The sequence below is a fragment of the Ruegeria sp. SATB027 genome, from assembly GCF_059613825.1.
Genome location: NZ_JBXWTH010000040.1, coordinates 1 through 15,009 on the forward strand (window position 1 = coordinate 1; position 15,009 = coordinate 15,009).

Here is a 15,009-nt window from a genome sequence, read left to right on the forward strand (position 1 = left end):
TTCGGTCGCTTGTTTGCCATTCGTGGTCCTCCGTTTCCTAAACATAGCGGTGGACCAGTTCAGTGGGGGAGGCTCAGATGCGCGCCAACACTCCACTGACCCCGGGGCCTGGCTCACCGGTCTGCTGTATGACGAAACTGGTGATCGGTTGACACCGACCCACACCACGCGCAAAGGCCGACGGTTGCGCTACTATATCTCCAATCGACTGATCTCAGGCGGCAAAGATATCTCTGGCTGGCGACTGCCCGGCCCAGCGCTGGAAAACGCGGTCATTGATGTCATCGTCAGACATTTGCAAGACGCCGCCGCGGCGCACCAAGTACTGGCGCAGCCGGAGGCCGGGTCAGCCGAGGCAGTTCAGACTTCAGTTGCGGATTTAGTAACCCGGCTTCTAGGCCATGGCTGTCAGATCGGCGCTGCTCTTCTGGCCAAAGGCAAACTTGCACGAGGACAGATCGACCTCGAATTTAACCCCAAAACTCTGGCAAGCGCACTTGGCATCGCGGCCGATCATCTGCACCCGGATCTCACCCACGTCACCGCATCTTTCGATCTGTGCCGCCGCGGCGTCGAGGCCAAGGTCATCGCCGGAGACATGGCACCCCAACCTGATCCCCACCTCCGGTCCATGCTGATCCGCGCCCATGGCTGGGCCCGTGATCTGAAGGCCGGAGTTCAACTGATGGAGATTGCCCGCCGCGAAAGCGTCCCTGACGCCTTCATCCGCACCCGTGCTCAGCTCGCCTTTCTCTCACCAAAGATTCAAACGGCGATTCTCGACGGGAGCCAGCCGCCCGAACTCACACTCAAGCGTCTGGTCAGCGTGACCCACCCACTTGAATGGTCCGAACAGGAACGCCTGTTCGGCTTCTGACATCTCCAGCTCCTGCGTCCCTGATACAGACTTCGCCCTCCCTGATCCGGCGGAACAATTCCCTGTTCGCACGAGGAAATTCCCTGTTCCACCTTTTAGGGAATTTGCAACATAAACCTCTGAGAAACATACAGTTCTGATAGAAGAAATGACGGAAGTCAGTCCCGGTTTGCGAATATTCCCTGTAAATTGCAGGTTATCAGGGAAATCCAGCCCAAAGCGACCCCGCTAAAATGCGACACTGAGACTCGCGCCTGAATTGTCCTCTGAATGTACGGTTTGCTTCGTCTCTGATTGAAAGCGCATGCGCCAACGCGCGGGAATTGCGTAACAATTCCGGATCAGAAAATACAACTGAAGTGAGACAGGTATGAGTGGCGGGGAGACAGGGATTCGAACCCTGGGGACGCTCTCACGCCCAACGGTTTTCAAGACCGCCGCATTCGACCACTCTGCCACCTCCCCGTCGAAGGCAGGGTCTAAGCGCAAGTTCGGCCAGAGGCAAGTCGAAATCGGGATTTCTTGCCGAAGCCCGCGCAGCGGTCTTTCCATGACTCTTCAGCCGCGTTATGATCCCCGAAATAGACCGAAACAGGCTGGCAAGCAGAACCAGCAGACCGGCAGCGGGGTTCCGAGAACGAGACCCCTTCAGGCAAGGGATAAGCAGATGGAGCGAGCGATCATGACACGCCCGGGACCGAAACGGTTGGCGTATCTGGCGTTGACTTTGACAGTTTTAAGCGGGTGTGAAGACATTCTTCAAGAGGCTGAAAAACCTGAAGAAAACTCAAACAAAACCGAACTCCTTCCCGAGGTAGCCTCGGGCTCGCAGCGTGACGTCGAAGCCCCCGAGGTTTTTCAGGTCACCGAAGCGGGGCTTTGGGATGGCAGGCCCTCGCTGGGCGGGATCTGGGTTGCCTATCCGGAAGTATCCCAGCCCGAGCGTGTCGTAATTACGAACACCGCAAACAACAAGTCTGTAACAGGGGCCCTGTTCCGACGTGAACGCAACCTGCCCGGCCCGGCGCTACAGGTCTCATCTGCGGCTGCGGAACAGCTCGGAATGCTGGCGGGCGCGCCGACAAAGGTCAGTGTGGTCGCTTTGCGCCGTGAAGCTGTAAAGGAATCACCACCAGAGGACGCGCTCAAACCGGAAGACGAGGCGGCAGATACGGCTGCGGTATCGGACACCGCGGCCACCGACGATCCATCCGCGGCAGATACCCAAAAACCGGCCAAGCCGAAATGGTGGCAAAAGAAGGCGCCAGCGGCAGCAGCCGGTTCGGCAGTGGTTGCGGCGGATGCGGCAAGTTCTGCCAACGCAGCGACCGAAGGTACGGACACGACCACAGCTGCGGCATCAGCCACTGAGGACCCAACAGAGCCCGCTGAAGAAAAACCCGCCAAGCGGAAGTGGTGGCAGAAAAAAGAGCCAGCAGCAGCAGCGGCTGCGGGAGCCACCGTGGCTGCGGCGGACGTCGCGACAGACAGTGTTGATGTGGCCGCAGATGTAGCGGTAGCCGCAGCTGCACCGGCGTTGTCGGACGCGCCGGTCGAAGCCCCCGCTGAAAAGCCTGCAAAACGGAAGTGGTGGCAAAAGAAAGACCCCACTGAGATCACCGAAACGCCACTGGATCCCATCGAAGGCGCTGCATCCGCGATTGACGCGACCGAAGCGGTTCCGGCCGCAGCGGCGGCAACAGGCGCTGCGTCTCCGCTGAGCAAACCATTTGTGCAGATCGGCACGTTCAGCGTCGAAGCAAATGCGAATGCCGCCGCCGAGAAAGTGCGCCGGAATGGCATGTCGACTGTTGTGCGGGAACTGAAAACCGAAAACAAAACAGTATGGCGGGTCCTGGTTGGCCCTGCCGCAACCCGGGCCGAACGCAAGGCCATTCAAAAAGATGTAAAGGACCTTGGTTTCAAAGATGCGTTCACCGTGTCCGACTGATACAAGGAGGCATAACATGCTATCCTCATTGCGAACTTCTGTTCTGGCCATTGGGCTTGCCGTTCTGGCAATCCCGGCTCAGGCTTTTGATACATCTGCCCGCGCGGCTTATGTGATCGATCAGACCACCGGTACGGTGCTTTTGGCGAAAGACGCCGATCAGCCCTTGCCTCCTGCATCCATGTCCAAGCTCATGACGCTGTATGTTGCTTTCGAAGCGCTGCGTGACGGAAGACTGACGCTGGACGAAACCCTGCCCGTGTCCGAACACGCGATGAGCTATGGCGGCTCGACCATGTTTCTGAACACGCAGGACCGGGTTCGGGTCGAGGACCTGCTGCGCGGCATCATCGTTCTGTCAGGCAACGACGCCTGCGTGGTCCTGGCCGAGGCGCTAAGCCCTGACGGGACAGAGGCCGGGTTTGCCCGCTATATGACCCAGCGCGCAAAGCAGATCGGTATGAACAACTCGAATTTCGCGAACTCGAACGGTTGGCCTGCCGCCGGACATATGATGTCGGTTCATGATCTTGCGGTTCTGGCCGACAGGCTGATTACCGACTTTCCCGAATACTACCCCCTGTTTTCAGAAGAGGTATTCGAATTCGATGGCCGTGCGCCATCGAATGCCCGTAACCGCAATCCATTGCTGAAACTGAGCATTGGCGCGGATGGCCTGAAAACCGGCCACACGCAGGAGGCCGGATACGGCCTGGTCGGGTCTGCCAAACAAGGCGATCGCCGTGTCATCTTTGTCCTCAGCGGGCTGAACAGCACCGGTCAACGGGCAGAGGAGGCTGAGGCCGTGGTTAACTGGTCGTTTCGAAATTTTGTCGAGAGGACAGTTGCCAACGCGGAAACGCCGATAGCCGAAGCCAAGCTGTGGATGGGCGAGAAAAAGACTGTTGGTCTTGTACCTGACGGCGATCTGACGGTTCTGTTTCCGGTTCTGGGCACACAAAACGTCAAGGCCGAAGTTGTGTATCAGGGTCCCGTCAATGCACCGGTCAAGAAAGGCCAGCAACTGGCCGAACTTGTCATCAAGCCTGAAGGATTGCCGGAAATTCGACGTCCACTGGTGGCAGCGGAAGACGTTGCAATTGGTGGATTTGTCGTCCGTATGCTGACCGTTGGCGGCATAGTTCTGAAAGACGTGATCAATAACCCACTGGAGTCGATGTGACCAAGGCGGGGTTATTTCTGACTTTCGAAGGCATTGACGGATCAGGCAAGTCAACTCAGGCGCGGATGCTGGCGGATCAACTGCGGGCGCAGGGTCATGAGGTCGTTTTGACGCGTGAACCGGGCGGCTCACCCGGCGCGGAGGAAATCCGCAGCCTGGTATTGGAAGGTGATCCCGACCGCTGGTCGGCCGAAACGGAAATCCTGCTTTTCACGGCCGCCCGCCGCGACCATCTGGAACGTACGATCGAACCCGCACTTGCCGCAGGGCAAGTGGTGATCTGCGACCGCTTTGCCGACAGCACACGTATGTATCAGGGCCTGTCGCGGGGCGATCTGCGCGGCCTTGTTGATCAGCTGCACAGCCTGATGATCAAGCGCGAGCCGGACTTGACGCTGCTGATCGACATGGACCCCGATACCGGTCTGTCCCGCGCCAAAGGGCGGCAAGGCGCGGAAGAGCGGTTCGAAGATTTCGGCCCGGACCTACAAAGGAAAATGCGGGCGGGCTTTCTGGCACTGGCCCATGAGTTTTCCGACCGTTTCCGCGTGGTGGACGGTAACCGGGACATGGACAGCGTTGCGCAGGATGTGACAGAAATCGTCCAGGCTGCTTTGCGATAAACGATGAATGACGAAATCCCCTCTCCGGATCAGGTGCCCGGTGCGCCGCATCCCCGCGAGACCGCCCGGCTTTTTGGTCAGGATGCGGCGGAACAGGCGTTTCTGACCGCCTACAACTCGGACCGGCTGCACCACGGCTGGTTGCTGACCGGGCCGCGTGGCGTCGGCAAGGCAACGTTGGCCTGGCGGATTGCGCGGTTCTTGCTGGCAACACCTTTGGCAAACGACGGTGGGCTGTTTGGCGCGCCGCCACCGCCAGAGACGCTCGACATTGATCGCGACCACCCGGTGTCACGTCGCATTCTGGCCGGGGCCGAGCCGGGATTGGCCGCGATAGCCCGGTCGCTGAATGATCAGGGGCGGCTGCGCAACGAAATCGTTGTGGACGACATCCGAAAGCTGGGAAAGTTCTTTGGCCTGTCCTCTGCCGATGGTGGGCGCCGGGTTGTAATCGTGGATTCGGCGGATGAGATGAATGTCAGCGCCGCCAATGCTTTGCTGAAGATGCTGGAAGAGCCTCCGGCGCGTACAACTCTTTTGCTGGTATCGCACCAACCCTCGCGCTTGTTGCCGACCATCCGCTCTCGGTGCCGGACCTTGCGTCTTGGGCCCCTGAGTGCCGGGGATATGCAGGACGCGCTGTCGCAAACCGGGACGACCTTACCGACGCATCCCGAATATCTCGCCGCATTGGCCGCTGGCTCGGTCGGGGACGCCGTTCGCCTGATCAATCTGGGCGGGCTTGAAATCTATGCCGAACTGATTGCCATTCTGGGCACTCTGCCCCGCCTGGACCGGCAGCGCGCGCTGGCCCTGGCCGAGGCTGCGGCACAACGCGGCGCGGCCGAGCGCTTTGATCTGCTGCTGACACTGATCGATATCGCTTTGTCTCGGCTGGCCCTGACCGGGGCAACCGGAGCACCGCCGACCTCTGAGGCCGCCCCGAACGAAGCTGAAACGCTGGCCAGACTGTCAGATTCTTCGGATCAGGCCCGTCGCTGGGCCGAAGTCGCAGCGACAATCACAGCCCGCACGCGACATGGTCAGGCGGTGAACCTTGACCCTGCCGCTCTGGTCCTAGATACGGTGTTCAAGATACAGGAAACCGCCGGCCAGGTCAGATGAGCGACACCCCCCAGATCACCGACAGTCACTGCCATCTGGACTTCCCGGATTTTGACGGTCAGTTGGACGACATCATCTCGCGCGCGGCCGAGGCTGGCGTGACTAGGATGGTGACGATTTGCACCAAGCTACGCAATGAACCCGCAGTCCGTGCAATTGCCGAAGCCCATGCACCGGTATTCTACGCCGCAGGCACCCACCCGATGAGCGCCGCAGACGAGCCTATGGTCTCGGTCGATGAATTGGTTGCGCTGGCACAACATCCCAAATTTGTGGGCATCGGCGAATCCGGTCTGGATTACCACTATACCGCCGACAGCGCTGAGCTTCAGAAGCAATCTCTGCGCATTCATATCGAAGCAGCCCAGCGCACAGGGTTGCCTTTGATCATTCATGCCCGCGCGGCAGACGACGATATGACCCAAATTCTGGCCGAAGAGTATCGCAACGCGCCCTATTCCTGCGTGATGCACTGTTTCTCGTCCTCGGCCGAGTTGGCCAAAGCCGCGCTGGATCTGGGGTTTTATCTGTCCATGTCCGGCATTGCGGCCTTTCCCAAAAGCCAGGAGTTGCGCGACATTTTCGCAAGCGCGCCGGTGGATCGCATTCTGGTGGAAACCGATGCGCCCTATCTTGCGCCGCCCCCTTATCGTGGCAAGCGAAACGAACCGGCCTATACCGCACATACAGCCCGAAAAGGGGCTGAAGTGTTCGGTCTGGAGTATCCGGCTTTTGCCGCCCAAACTCAGGCGAACTTTGACCGGCTGTTCAGCAAGGCGGCAACGAACAGGGCCGCTGCATGACCGAGTTGCGATTTACCATTCTGGGCTGCGGATCGTCAGGCGGCGTACCCCGGTTGGGTGGCCACTGGGGTGCTTGCGATCCTGCTAACCCCAAGAACATTCGCCGGCGCTGTTCCCTGCTTGTCGAGCGTAACGGCCCCGGCGGCACAACCTCAGTGTTGATTGATACGACCCCGGACATGCGCAGCCAGTTGCTGGACACGGGCACCGGGCGGCTTGATGGTGTAGTCTATACACACTCTCACGCGGATCATGTCCATGGAATCGACGACCTGCGCATGATCGTGTTCAACATGAAAACCCGTGTACCGGTCTGGGCTGATGGTGATACCCAGAACGCCCTGCTGGGGCGGTTTGGATACGCCTTCATTCAACCCGAAGGGTCACCTTATCCTCCGATCCTCGACCTCAAGTCCATCGACGGACCGTTCGAAATTGATGGACCCGGCGGGCCCATTCCGTTTCGTCCATTCAAGGTCAATCACGGCTCGATAGATTCTCTAGGTTTTCGCATGGGACGGCTCGCCTATTTGCCGGATGTTGCCGAAATATACGACGACGCATGGCCTGAAATGGAAGGGTTGGAATATCTTATAATCGACGCCCTGCGCCGAAGCCCTCATCCCACACATGCACATCTGGAAAAAACGCTTGAGTGGATTGAGAAGCTGCAACCAAAACAGGCGATACTAACCAACATGCATATCGATCTGGACTATATGACCGTCGATGCAGAAACTCCGGACAATATCACCCCCGCCTATGACGGGATGGTGATACATCACGCGTTTCAGGCCCCTGTTCCTTTTGCATAAGATATCGCAACCTGGCCGTTGCACGGGGGCCAAATGCTGCAAAGTCTGATTGACGTCATTCTTCCTGTCTTTCTTGTGATCGGTGCCGGCTACACGGCAACACGAACAGGATATTTCAAAGAAGACCATGTCGACGGGCTGATGAGATTTACTCAAGGGTTCGCGATCCCATGCCTGTTGTTTCTTGCCATCGCGCATCTGGACCTCAGCGCCAGTTTCGATCCCCGGCTTTTGGCCAGTTTCTATTCCGCCGCCGCCATGTGTTTCATCACTGGTCTTTTTGGTGCGCGCATCATTTTCGGCCGCGAATGGGAAGACTGCGTGGCAATCGGGTTTTGTTGCCTGTTCTCTAACTCGGTTCTGCTGGGATTGCCGATTACCGAACGCGCTTATGGTCCCGAGAACCTGACAGGCAACTATGCGATTATCGCCTTCCATTCCCCGTTTTGTTACGGCGTAGGGATCACGGTGATGGAGGTTGTCCGCAATCGCGGAAACGGTGGCGTACGCATGGCGCGTTCTGTTCTGTCGGCAATGTTCAAGAACGCGCTGATCCTTGGTATTGCACTGGGATTCGTGGTTAATCTATCCGGTTTGGACATCCCGGCTGTGGTGGACGAAGCCCTTGGTCTGATCACGCGGGCCGCCCTGCCCGGCGCCCTGTTTGCACTGGGCGGGGTACTGGTCAAATACAAACCCGAAGGTGATCTGCGCACTATCGCCTTTGTTTGCGCAATCTCGCTGATGCTGCATCCCAGCCTTGTGTGGATATTCGGCAAATCCACAGGGCTGCCTCAGGATCTGTTCCGCTCGGGCGTGTTGAACGCAGCCATGGCGCCGGGGTTCAACGCCTATATCTTTGCTAACATGTATGGCCGCGCCAAGCGGGTGGCAGCTTCGGCTGTTCTCATTGGGACAGCCACATCCATCCTGACTGTCTGGCTTTGGCTAACGGTTCTGGGCTAACAGTAGTGTTGACTTCGGTTCGCACAGAGGCACCTAACGCATATCGTGTCAGGAGATCCAAATGCCACATGCCATCATCGTCGCACATGGTCAGCCGTCCGATCCAGAACCGGCCGAGGCTGCTTTGGCTGCGTTCGCGACTACGGTCGACGCCCTGACCGAGCATGTAACGGTGCATGCAGCAACTCTGGCCGCGCCCGGCGCGTTCGAGGCTAAGCTGAGCAGCCTGCCGGAAAACACGGTCATTTATCCGCTTTTCATGGCAAATGGATGGTTTGTCACCAGCGCTTTGCCCAAGCGATTAGGGGATCACAAAGCGCGCATCCTAGACCCGTTGGGTATTGACCCAGAGCTACCGGAATTGACCGCACGCGCCCTACAATCCGAGTTGTCCAAAAGGAATTGGGCAGCTGCGTCGACCGACCTGGTTATTGCCGCACATGGGTCAGGGCGTAGCCGAAACCCCTCGGTCGTGGCTCTGAACTTCGCATCTAAACTTGAGGAAATGCTGGCTTTCAAATCTGTCCGCGTTGGGTTTGTTGAAGAACCGCCATACATTTCCGAAGCCGCAACCGGCACGGGGGCTCAGGCGCTGTGCCTTCCGTTCTTTGCCTGCACCGGGGGGCACGCAGTGGACGACGTGCCTGCAGGATTGAGCCAAGCAGGGTTCAAAGGCGTTTTGCTGCCAGTGGTAGGGGAACTGCCACCCATCCGGCACCAGATTGCCAAACAGTTAACAAAGGCCGTTCAGCTCGCTTGAAAATTCGCCTGAAATCTCCGACCCGGAAACAGGAAAACTCAGGTTTGCGCTTTGATCAGCGTGGAATACAGGCGGTGGCAGGACCGGCCGTCTCGCTTGGCCTGATAAAGGGCAACGTCGGCGGCGTGAAGGATGTCGGCGGCTTTGGGAACCTTGAACTGGGTGGATAAGGCCGTTCCGATACTTGCAGAGATACAGCACGGTTGGTCCTGAAACATCATGGGTTCATTCAACCTCGCGATCAGACGGCCGGCGATGGACTCCAGAGTTTCTTCCCGCGTCAGGCCCTTGAAAATTATGACAAACTCATCCCCACCAACCCGGGCAACCGTATCGTCTCCACGCGTCTCTTCAAGCATGATGCGGGCCGCCTGTTGCAGAACGTAATCCCCGGCGGCATGGCCCAGCCGATCATTCACGGATTTAAAGAAGTCTAAATCCAGATGCATAAGGGCAAATGTAGAATTTGCCAGGATCAGATGCCCCAACAAATGATCCATCGCGCGGCGGTTCTTCAATCCTGTCAATGTATCGGTATATGCCTGCTCTTCCGCGGCTAGCATTGCCCCCTGAAGCCTGAGATTAAGTGAACGAGACGCTTCCATCGCGGCGGATTTGGCTTCGACCAGATACAACAGCTCGATCGCCAGGTCAGTGCCGGAAAAATCAGCGCTTGTCAGGGCGTAATCCCGAACCGCATCCAAAATCGAAATACCGAATGACAGATTGATGACTGCACCGCCCGAGTCGGGCAAGGGCGCGACCAGGCCTTTCAGGGTCGTACGCGGTTCATCGCGAAATCTCAGATGCAGTTTGGCACCGGCCATCGACATCAACGCGGGAAGGGTGGTGACTGTTCTGGGGCGGATCAGCTCGAACACGTCCAGAACACCCAGCCCAACCAAAGGCAATTCGGGCCGCAGCTTTTGCAGTGTCGGACCCGCTTGTTGAATGCATCCGCTTCGGTCCACCAACAGGAACATCGGGCAAAGCGTTTCCAGAAGATCTGCCAGTTCCTGAGTATGTGTCATCTGTTCCGAGCCCCCAGATCAAAATGGCGCCCCTCGGCAAAGGCGCTTTCGACCAAAATGATTGAAATGATTTCACAACACTCTTGACGACCCTCATGCGACAGCATCACCAGCGCACCATAATCATCGGCCATCGCGCGCAGGACCCCGACCATAACACTGGAAAATCCTGGTAAGTCCGGAAGGCAGCACAACTGGTATTCCGTGGCTGAAAGCTCTCTCAACTCAAGCGCTGGCAAATTCAGATCAGAGACAGCCAGTCTTACACGATCCGTAAGATCATCAAGGGAATGAAGGAACTCAACATAGGTGACACCCCCAAACCTGAGCAGTCGGCGCAGCCCTTCCATGTTCGGATGGGACACCAGATATGTTCCCAGATCTTCGAGGATTTCCGCCTGTGGTCGATTGAGGTCAATACTCAGGGCCTCAAGCAACCGGGTCGTCATGTCATCATCATAGATGAGCATGGCTTCAAATTCGACAAACCCTAGCCGCGCACCTTCGGTCACGCGAACCCAGCAGGATTGCCCGTAGGTCGCGCCGACAAAGGACTGTATCGCCCGATTGATCAGACCATGCATCGGATGCCTCAGTTTGGTGTCCTTGGCACTGTGGTCTGAGAAACCTTAACAAATAGCCAAAATTCGCCCCGAGTTGCTGTGAAAGCAACGGAGTATCAAGTCGACACTACCCGCCCAGTCAGAAGTCCGTCGGCGCGCCGCCTTCAGCCTTGCGGCGTTCAACGAACTCGGCCAGTTCCTCGCGGATACCATCGTCCATCGGAGGTGCCTCAAAGCTCGAGATGATCTCTTTGAACATGTGATGCGCACGCTCAGCCGTCCAGATGCCTCCGGCGGCCTCCCAGCCCTCATAGTTCTTCCAGTCGCTCAGGAAGGGCTGGTAGAAGGCCGTGGTGTAGCGATCCTGTGTGTGTTGGATTCCAAAAAAGTGACCGTCATTGCCAACCGCGCGGATGGCATCCAAAGCAATCTCATCCGGTCCGGTCGCGGTTAGATCAGGGTTCATATAACGCTGAATTTGCTGCAAAACCTCGCAATCCATAATGAATTTTTCCGGGCTTGCGATCAGGCCGCCTTCCAACCAACCGGCGGCGTGGTACACCATGTTGGTGCCCGACTGCACGGCCGCCCAGAGCGAATTCGAGGTTTCCCACACGGATTGCCCGTCTGGCACATTGGCCGCACACACACCGGATGAACGCAGCGGCAGCCCATAATATCGCGCCATCTGCCCGGTCATCTGGGTCGAGCGCATGTATTCCGGCGTCCCGAAAGCGGGCGCGCCTGATTTCATGTCCACGTTCGACGTGAACGTTCCGATTACGCAGGGAATACCGGGGCGCACATATTGGAACAAAGCGATAGCGCATAAGGCTTCGGCCAGGGACTGGGCAACCGCCCCCGCCATCGTTACCGGTGCCATTGCCCCCGCCAGCGTAAAGGGGGTTACGACAATCGCCTGCCCGCGCCGCGCCAATCTCAGGCAGCCATCAATCATCGGATGGTCATGCTTCAGCGGCGAGGTCGAGTTGATGTTGGTGTACATCCGTGGCGAGGCCTCGAATTCCTCATGGCTGAGACCGCCCGCGATGCGCACCATTTCCATCACGTCTTCTACACGCTCCTTACCCAACGAATAGGCGTGCATCGCCTTGTCGGTCAGGGTCAGCTTGTCATACAGCACATCCAGATGCCGGACGCTGGCATGAATATCGACGGGTTCTACAGGATATCCGCCTGCGAAGTGAATACAGTTGAAGTACTGCGTCAGTTTCAGAAGATTCTGGCACATCTCGCGATTGCCGGGCACTTTCTTTCCAATCTCCATGTCCCAGTAATTAGGCGGCGACGAAACGTTGCCGAACAGGATGTTCTTTCCACCGATCTCGATCCTGTGGTCAACATTGCGGGGCGTGATGGAAAACTGGCTGGGCGCCTTGGCGATCATCTCCATGACGAAATCGCGCCCCATGCGGACGTTGTCACCATCGATCGTGCACCCCGCCTCGCGCAGGATGCCGATTGCCTCTTCATTGTAGAATTCGATCCCGATCTCTTCCAGAATACGCATGGCCCCTTCATGGATCGCTTCGATCCCGGCCTGATCCAGCGGTTCAGTCGGGCGATCTATATTGATGGGTGGGTCCCACGGCATCTGGTCAATCACCGCGCTGCCCCTGCGTGCTGCCGCACCTGCGCGTCCTCCGCCGCGGCGTTTGCGTGTGTTGGTCTCGGCCATGGTTGCCTCCGTTCTGGCTTGATACAAGCAAGACCCGAAGACGCATTTCTGGCCGCTCCATCTGCGACAGAGCTTGTCGGTTTTCTATAATTGTGCGTCGATTTTCCGGATCAACGCATCATTTTTCGGCCAGCCACGCAGGAATGTGACCGATATCCGGCAGGACCACATCCGCCATCGGTGCCAGCGCATCTGCTTCTGCCAATCCGGTCAAAACGCCAATGGTGATCATCCCGGCTGCGCGCCCCGCTTGCAGGTCATGAACACTGTCACCCACCATTGCAATGCGCGACGGCTCGACCCCGACCTGTGCGGCAAAGGCCAGCAACTGACCGGGCCCCGGTTTGAACCCATGACCACTGTCATACCCGGCGATAAAATCAAAGTGTTCGCGTATTCCAGCAGATTCCAGATGCTGCAATGCCGGATGCTCGCTGTCATTTGTCGCAACGCCCAGTTTGATCCCGGATTGCTGCAACCCTTTCAGGAATGGACCCAGCGGCACGGCAGGGGATTGAGGAGCGGCTGCGGCCTCGGCATTCATCATGTCCACAACTTCCTGCAATGCCACATCGTCAACATGCGCAATAAGCACCTCGGCGATTTCTTCGACCGTTGCGGCGATCACAATGCTATCTGTGGCATACCGCTCTTGCTCGTAGTCAAACCCGATGACGCTCCCGAGTTCCACCGCCCGGTCTACATCCCCCTTTGTCAGACGCATCAGCAACGAGCGCCCGAAGGTTCCCCAGGTTTTGGCAAAATCGAACAAAGTGCCATCCTTGTCGAAGACGATTGCTTCTATTGGCATCGCGTGCTCCTGCGGAAAAGGTGTTCAGGTCCAGTGTACATCGCCACCGCCTGACAGAACGGCCCGCGCTTGGGCCGGGTGGTCGTAGGCGATCGAGTTGGCGTCACAAAACGCCATGACCCACGAATCGTCAAGCACCAGAAAATCGAGAACCGAAGCCAGAAAGTCACGATCACCGGCCCGATTGCGAACATCCCCGATCGAAGCGCCTGTCGAGCCAAGAAATACAGGCAAAAGCTCGTCATTGCTGACCAGCCACCCCAGGGCTGTCAGAGCAAGTGTCTCGGCTAAATCAGGCGATAGGGGCATAAACCGCGCTCAGAGAATGGTGTTGGAAAGAGTTTGTTAACCAGACTCATAAACAATTTGTTCACGCATGCAATCAACGGTGAACGACTATGTCTGTGCAAGGCACCATCCTTGTCCTCGACGGGGTATCAACCAACCGCATAATGCTGAAGGTTCAACTGACTGCTGCCTGGTACCACGTGGTGCAGGGTGGAAAACTTGAAGGGCTACAAGCCCTTGCCCGTCGCGTGCAGCCAGACCTTGTTCTGACGGCCCAGACATTGCCCGATGGAACAGCCGCAGATGTCAAGAAAGCCCTCGCCGAAGTATCAGGCCTTGATGACGTGCCCGTTGTCGTACTGGCAGCACAGAATGACAAAAACGCGCGCCTGCGTGCCCTGAAAGACGGGCTGGACGATGTGTTGACGCACCCTTTCAAAGATACGTTGCTACTGGCACGCATTCGCAGCCTTTTGCGCGCGCGTGCAGCTACTCAAGATTTGCAGGTCAGCAACGGATCGCAACCTATTGGGTTTGGGGAACCCGCCCCTGTCATGATCAGCCCACCGAACGCGGCCCGGGTTGATATCTTGACCGATACTGTCCGAACTGGTGCCCTTTGGCACAAGGCCTTGCAAAGCCACCACCATTTCGATCTGTCCTGGCATCTTCAATCGAACCTGCAAGGCGTTTTGTCCGGGCCGATACCGGACGCGATTGTGGTCGAACTGGGCTCGCCCCCGTCCGCGCTGAATATCCTTGCAGATCTCAGGTCACGCGCAGCAACCCGGAACACTGTCCTGATTGGCATCCTGCAGGACAACGACGCCGTGCAGGCCTCGGAAGCGCTGGACAGAGGAGCGGACGCCGTGTGCCTGGGGGGGTTCTGCGCGCAAGAGATCCTGTTGCGGCTGAACAATCAGATTGCGCGCAAGGCACGGCTTGATCATTTGCGCGTATCACTGAGAAAAGGGATCGCCGAGTCCTGGATTGACCCGCTGACCGGGCTGCACAATCGTCGTTACGCCATGCGGGCATTGGATCAGATCGCGCGCCAGTCTGCCCGTACCGGACGTGGCTTTGCCGTCATGCTGGCGGATCTGGACCACTTCAAGACCATCAATGACTGCCATGGCCATGGCGCCGGTGATTGTGTTCTGACGCAGGCCGCAAAACGCATGCAAAGCGCACTTGGATCCAAAGGTTTTGTCGCCCGTATCGGCGGTGAAGAGTTCATGTTTGCGGTGCCTGATGTGTCACAAAAGCAAGCCAGAAAACTGGCTGAGACCATCTGCGACAGCATTTGTCGCGCTCCGTTCCGGCTATCGGACCAAGGTTTGCAGGTTAACGTCACGATCAGCATTGGGCTGGAGATGCCGCAATCGGGTACGCCGGGAAAAGAACGCACACCCGTTCCTGTAGAAGATATCCTGAAAGCCGCCGACAAAGCCCTTTACGCGGCAAAAAAAGCGGGGCGCAATCAGGTGAGTATCAGGCAAAGCGCAGCCTGAACC

General features: G+C 57.8%; 14 protein-coding genes, 1 tRNA gene and 1 pseudogene. 10 read left to right on the plus strand and 6 right to left on the minus strand.

Annotation, left to right across the window (positions count from 1 at the left end):
• Positions 1–877, plus strand: a pseudogene (locus AC2FPW_RS10320) (recombinase family protein); the annotation flags it as partial.
• A 375-nt stretch (positions 878–1,252) separates the two neighbouring features.
• Here AC2FPW_RS10320 and AC2FPW_RS10325 read toward each other — a convergent pair.
• Positions 1,253–1,342, minus strand: a tRNA-Ser gene (locus AC2FPW_RS10325).
• Positions 1,343–1,559: 217 nt separating this feature from the next.
• On the opposite strand from AC2FPW_RS10325, the gene AC2FPW_RS10330 reads away from it, so the two are divergent.
• From AC2FPW_RS10330 to AC2FPW_RS10365, 8 genes are all read left to right on the plus strand, one after another.
• On the plus strand, positions 1,560–2,828 hold the full coding sequence (locus tag AC2FPW_RS10330) for an SPOR domain-containing protein (protein ID WP_496813603.1): 1,269 nt from the start codon (positions 1,560–1,562) through the stop codon (positions 2,826–2,828).
• 16 nt (positions 2,829–2,844) lie between these two features.
• Positions 2,845–4,011: a D-alanyl-D-alanine carboxypeptidase family protein gene (locus AC2FPW_RS10335; protein WP_496813604.1), complete on the plus strand. Its 1,167-nt coding sequence runs from the start codon at positions 2,845–2,847 to the stop codon at positions 4,009–4,011.
• Entirely contained in the window at positions 4,008–4,634 is a 627-nt protein-coding gene (gene tmk / locus AC2FPW_RS10340; protein ID WP_267362759.1) for a dTMP kinase, read from the plus strand. The genes AC2FPW_RS10335 and tmk overlap by 4 nt, the downstream gene beginning before the upstream one ends.
• Positions 4,635–4,637: 3 nt before the next feature.
• Positions 4,638–5,759, plus strand: coding sequence for a DNA polymerase III subunit delta' (locus tag AC2FPW_RS10345; RefSeq protein WP_267362762.1), 1,122 nt, complete (start codon positions 4,638–4,640; stop codon positions 5,757–5,759).
• Complete coding sequence (locus AC2FPW_RS10350; protein WP_480583237.1) at positions 5,756–6,562, plus strand: TatD family hydrolase; 807 nt, start codon at positions 5,756–5,758, stop codon at positions 6,560–6,562. Before AC2FPW_RS10345 ends, AC2FPW_RS10350 begins: the two co-directional genes overlap by 4 nt.
• Entirely contained in the window at positions 6,559–7,377 is an 819-nt protein-coding gene (locus AC2FPW_RS10355; RefSeq protein ID WP_480910088.1) for an MBL fold metallo-hydrolase, read from the plus strand. Before AC2FPW_RS10350 ends, AC2FPW_RS10355 begins: the two co-directional genes overlap by 4 nt.
• Before the next feature lie 33 nt (positions 7,378–7,410).
• A complete protein-coding gene (locus tag AC2FPW_RS10360) occupies positions 7,411–8,343 on the plus strand; it encodes an AEC family transporter (RefSeq protein WP_496813606.1) in 933 nt (310 codons plus the stop codon).
• A 61-nt stretch (positions 8,344–8,404) separates the two neighbouring features.
• Positions 8,405–9,103: a CbiX/SirB N-terminal domain-containing protein gene (locus tag AC2FPW_RS10365; RefSeq protein WP_496813608.1), complete on the plus strand. Its 699-nt coding sequence runs from the start codon at positions 8,405–8,407 to the stop codon at positions 9,101–9,103.
• A gap of 38 nt (positions 9,104–9,141) precedes the next feature.
• On the opposite strand, the gene AC2FPW_RS10370 is transcribed toward AC2FPW_RS10365, so the two are convergent.
• The 5 genes from AC2FPW_RS10370 to AC2FPW_RS10390 form a co-directional block, all read right to left on the minus strand.
• A complete protein-coding gene (locus AC2FPW_RS10370) occupies positions 9,142–10,134 on the minus strand; it encodes a diguanylate cyclase domain-containing protein (protein ID WP_480583226.1) in 993 nt (330 codons plus the stop codon).
• Entirely contained in the window at positions 10,131–10,718 is a 588-nt protein-coding gene (locus AC2FPW_RS10375) for a heme NO-binding domain-containing protein (RefSeq protein ID WP_496813610.1), read from the minus strand. The genes AC2FPW_RS10370 and AC2FPW_RS10375 overlap by 4 nt, the downstream gene beginning before the upstream one ends.
• Before the next feature lie 118 nt (positions 10,719–10,836).
• Positions 10,837–12,396, minus strand: a complete 1,560-nt coding sequence (locus AC2FPW_RS10380) for a trimethylamine methyltransferase family protein (RefSeq protein ID WP_480481769.1) — start codon at positions 12,394–12,396, stop codon at positions 10,837–10,839.
• 118 nt (positions 12,397–12,514) lie between these two features.
• A complete protein-coding gene (locus tag AC2FPW_RS10385; RefSeq protein WP_496813611.1) occupies positions 12,515–13,207 on the minus strand; it encodes an HAD family hydrolase in 693 nt (230 codons plus the stop codon).
• Positions 13,208–13,231: 24 nt separating this feature from the next.
• Positions 13,232–13,516 (minus strand): DUF3572 domain-containing protein, encoded by a 285-nt coding sequence (locus AC2FPW_RS10390; protein WP_267362783.1) that lies wholly within the window; start codon positions 13,514–13,516, stop codon positions 13,232–13,234.
• A gap of 89 nt (positions 13,517–13,605) precedes the next feature.
• Between AC2FPW_RS10390 and AC2FPW_RS10395 the strand changes: the two genes are divergently transcribed.
• Entirely contained in the window at positions 13,606–15,006 is a 1,401-nt protein-coding gene (locus AC2FPW_RS10395; RefSeq protein WP_496813612.1) for a diguanylate cyclase domain-containing protein, read from the plus strand.
• Positions 15,007–15,009 lie beyond the last annotated feature (3 nt).

What these genes read in the sequence shown, in the direction of transcription:
- AC2FPW_RS10360 (WP_496813606.1), top strand. Translation starts at nt 7,411, where the DNA reads ATGCTGCAAAGTCTGATTGACGTCATTCTTCCTGTCTTTCTTGTGATC.
- AC2FPW_RS10390 (WP_267362783.1), bottom strand. Translation starts at nt 13,516, where the DNA reads ATGCCCCTATCGCCTGATTTAGCCGAGACACTTGCTCTGACAGCCCTG.
- AC2FPW_RS10375 (WP_496813610.1), bottom strand. Translation starts at nt 10,718, where the DNA reads ATGCATGGTCTGATCAATCGGGCGATACAGTCCTTTGTCGGCGCGACC.
- AC2FPW_RS10385 (WP_496813611.1), bottom strand. Translation starts at nt 13,207, where the DNA reads ATGCCAATAGAAGCAATCGTCTTCGACAAGGATGGCACTTTGTTCGAT.
- AC2FPW_RS10350 (WP_480583237.1), top strand. Translation starts at nt 5,756, where the DNA reads ATGAGCGACACCCCCCAGATCACCGACAGTCACTGCCATCTGGACTTC.
- AC2FPW_RS10395 (WP_496813612.1), top strand. Translation starts at nt 13,606, where the DNA reads ATGTCTGTGCAAGGCACCATCCTTGTCCTCGACGGGGTATCAACCAAC.
- AC2FPW_RS10365 (WP_496813608.1), top strand. Translation starts at nt 8,405, where the DNA reads ATGCCACATGCCATCATCGTCGCACATGGTCAGCCGTCCGATCCAGAA.
- AC2FPW_RS10345 (WP_267362762.1), top strand. Translation starts at nt 4,638, where the DNA reads ATGAATGACGAAATCCCCTCTCCGGATCAGGTGCCCGGTGCGCCGCAT.
- AC2FPW_RS10330 (WP_496813603.1), top strand. Translation starts at nt 1,560, where the DNA reads ATGACACGCCCGGGACCGAAACGGTTGGCGTATCTGGCGTTGACTTTG.
- AC2FPW_RS10355 (WP_480910088.1), top strand. Translation starts at nt 6,559, where the DNA reads ATGACCGAGTTGCGATTTACCATTCTGGGCTGCGGATCGTCAGGCGGC.
- AC2FPW_RS10370 (WP_480583226.1), bottom strand. Translation starts at nt 10,134, where the DNA reads ATGACACATACTCAGGAACTGGCAGATCTTCTGGAAACGCTTTGCCCG.
- AC2FPW_RS10335 (WP_496813604.1), top strand. Translation starts at nt 2,845, where the DNA reads ATGCTATCCTCATTGCGAACTTCTGTTCTGGCCATTGGGCTTGCCGTT.
- AC2FPW_RS10380 (WP_480481769.1), bottom strand. Translation starts at nt 12,396, where the DNA reads ATGGCCGAGACCAACACACGCAAACGCCGCGGCGGAGGACGCGCAGGT.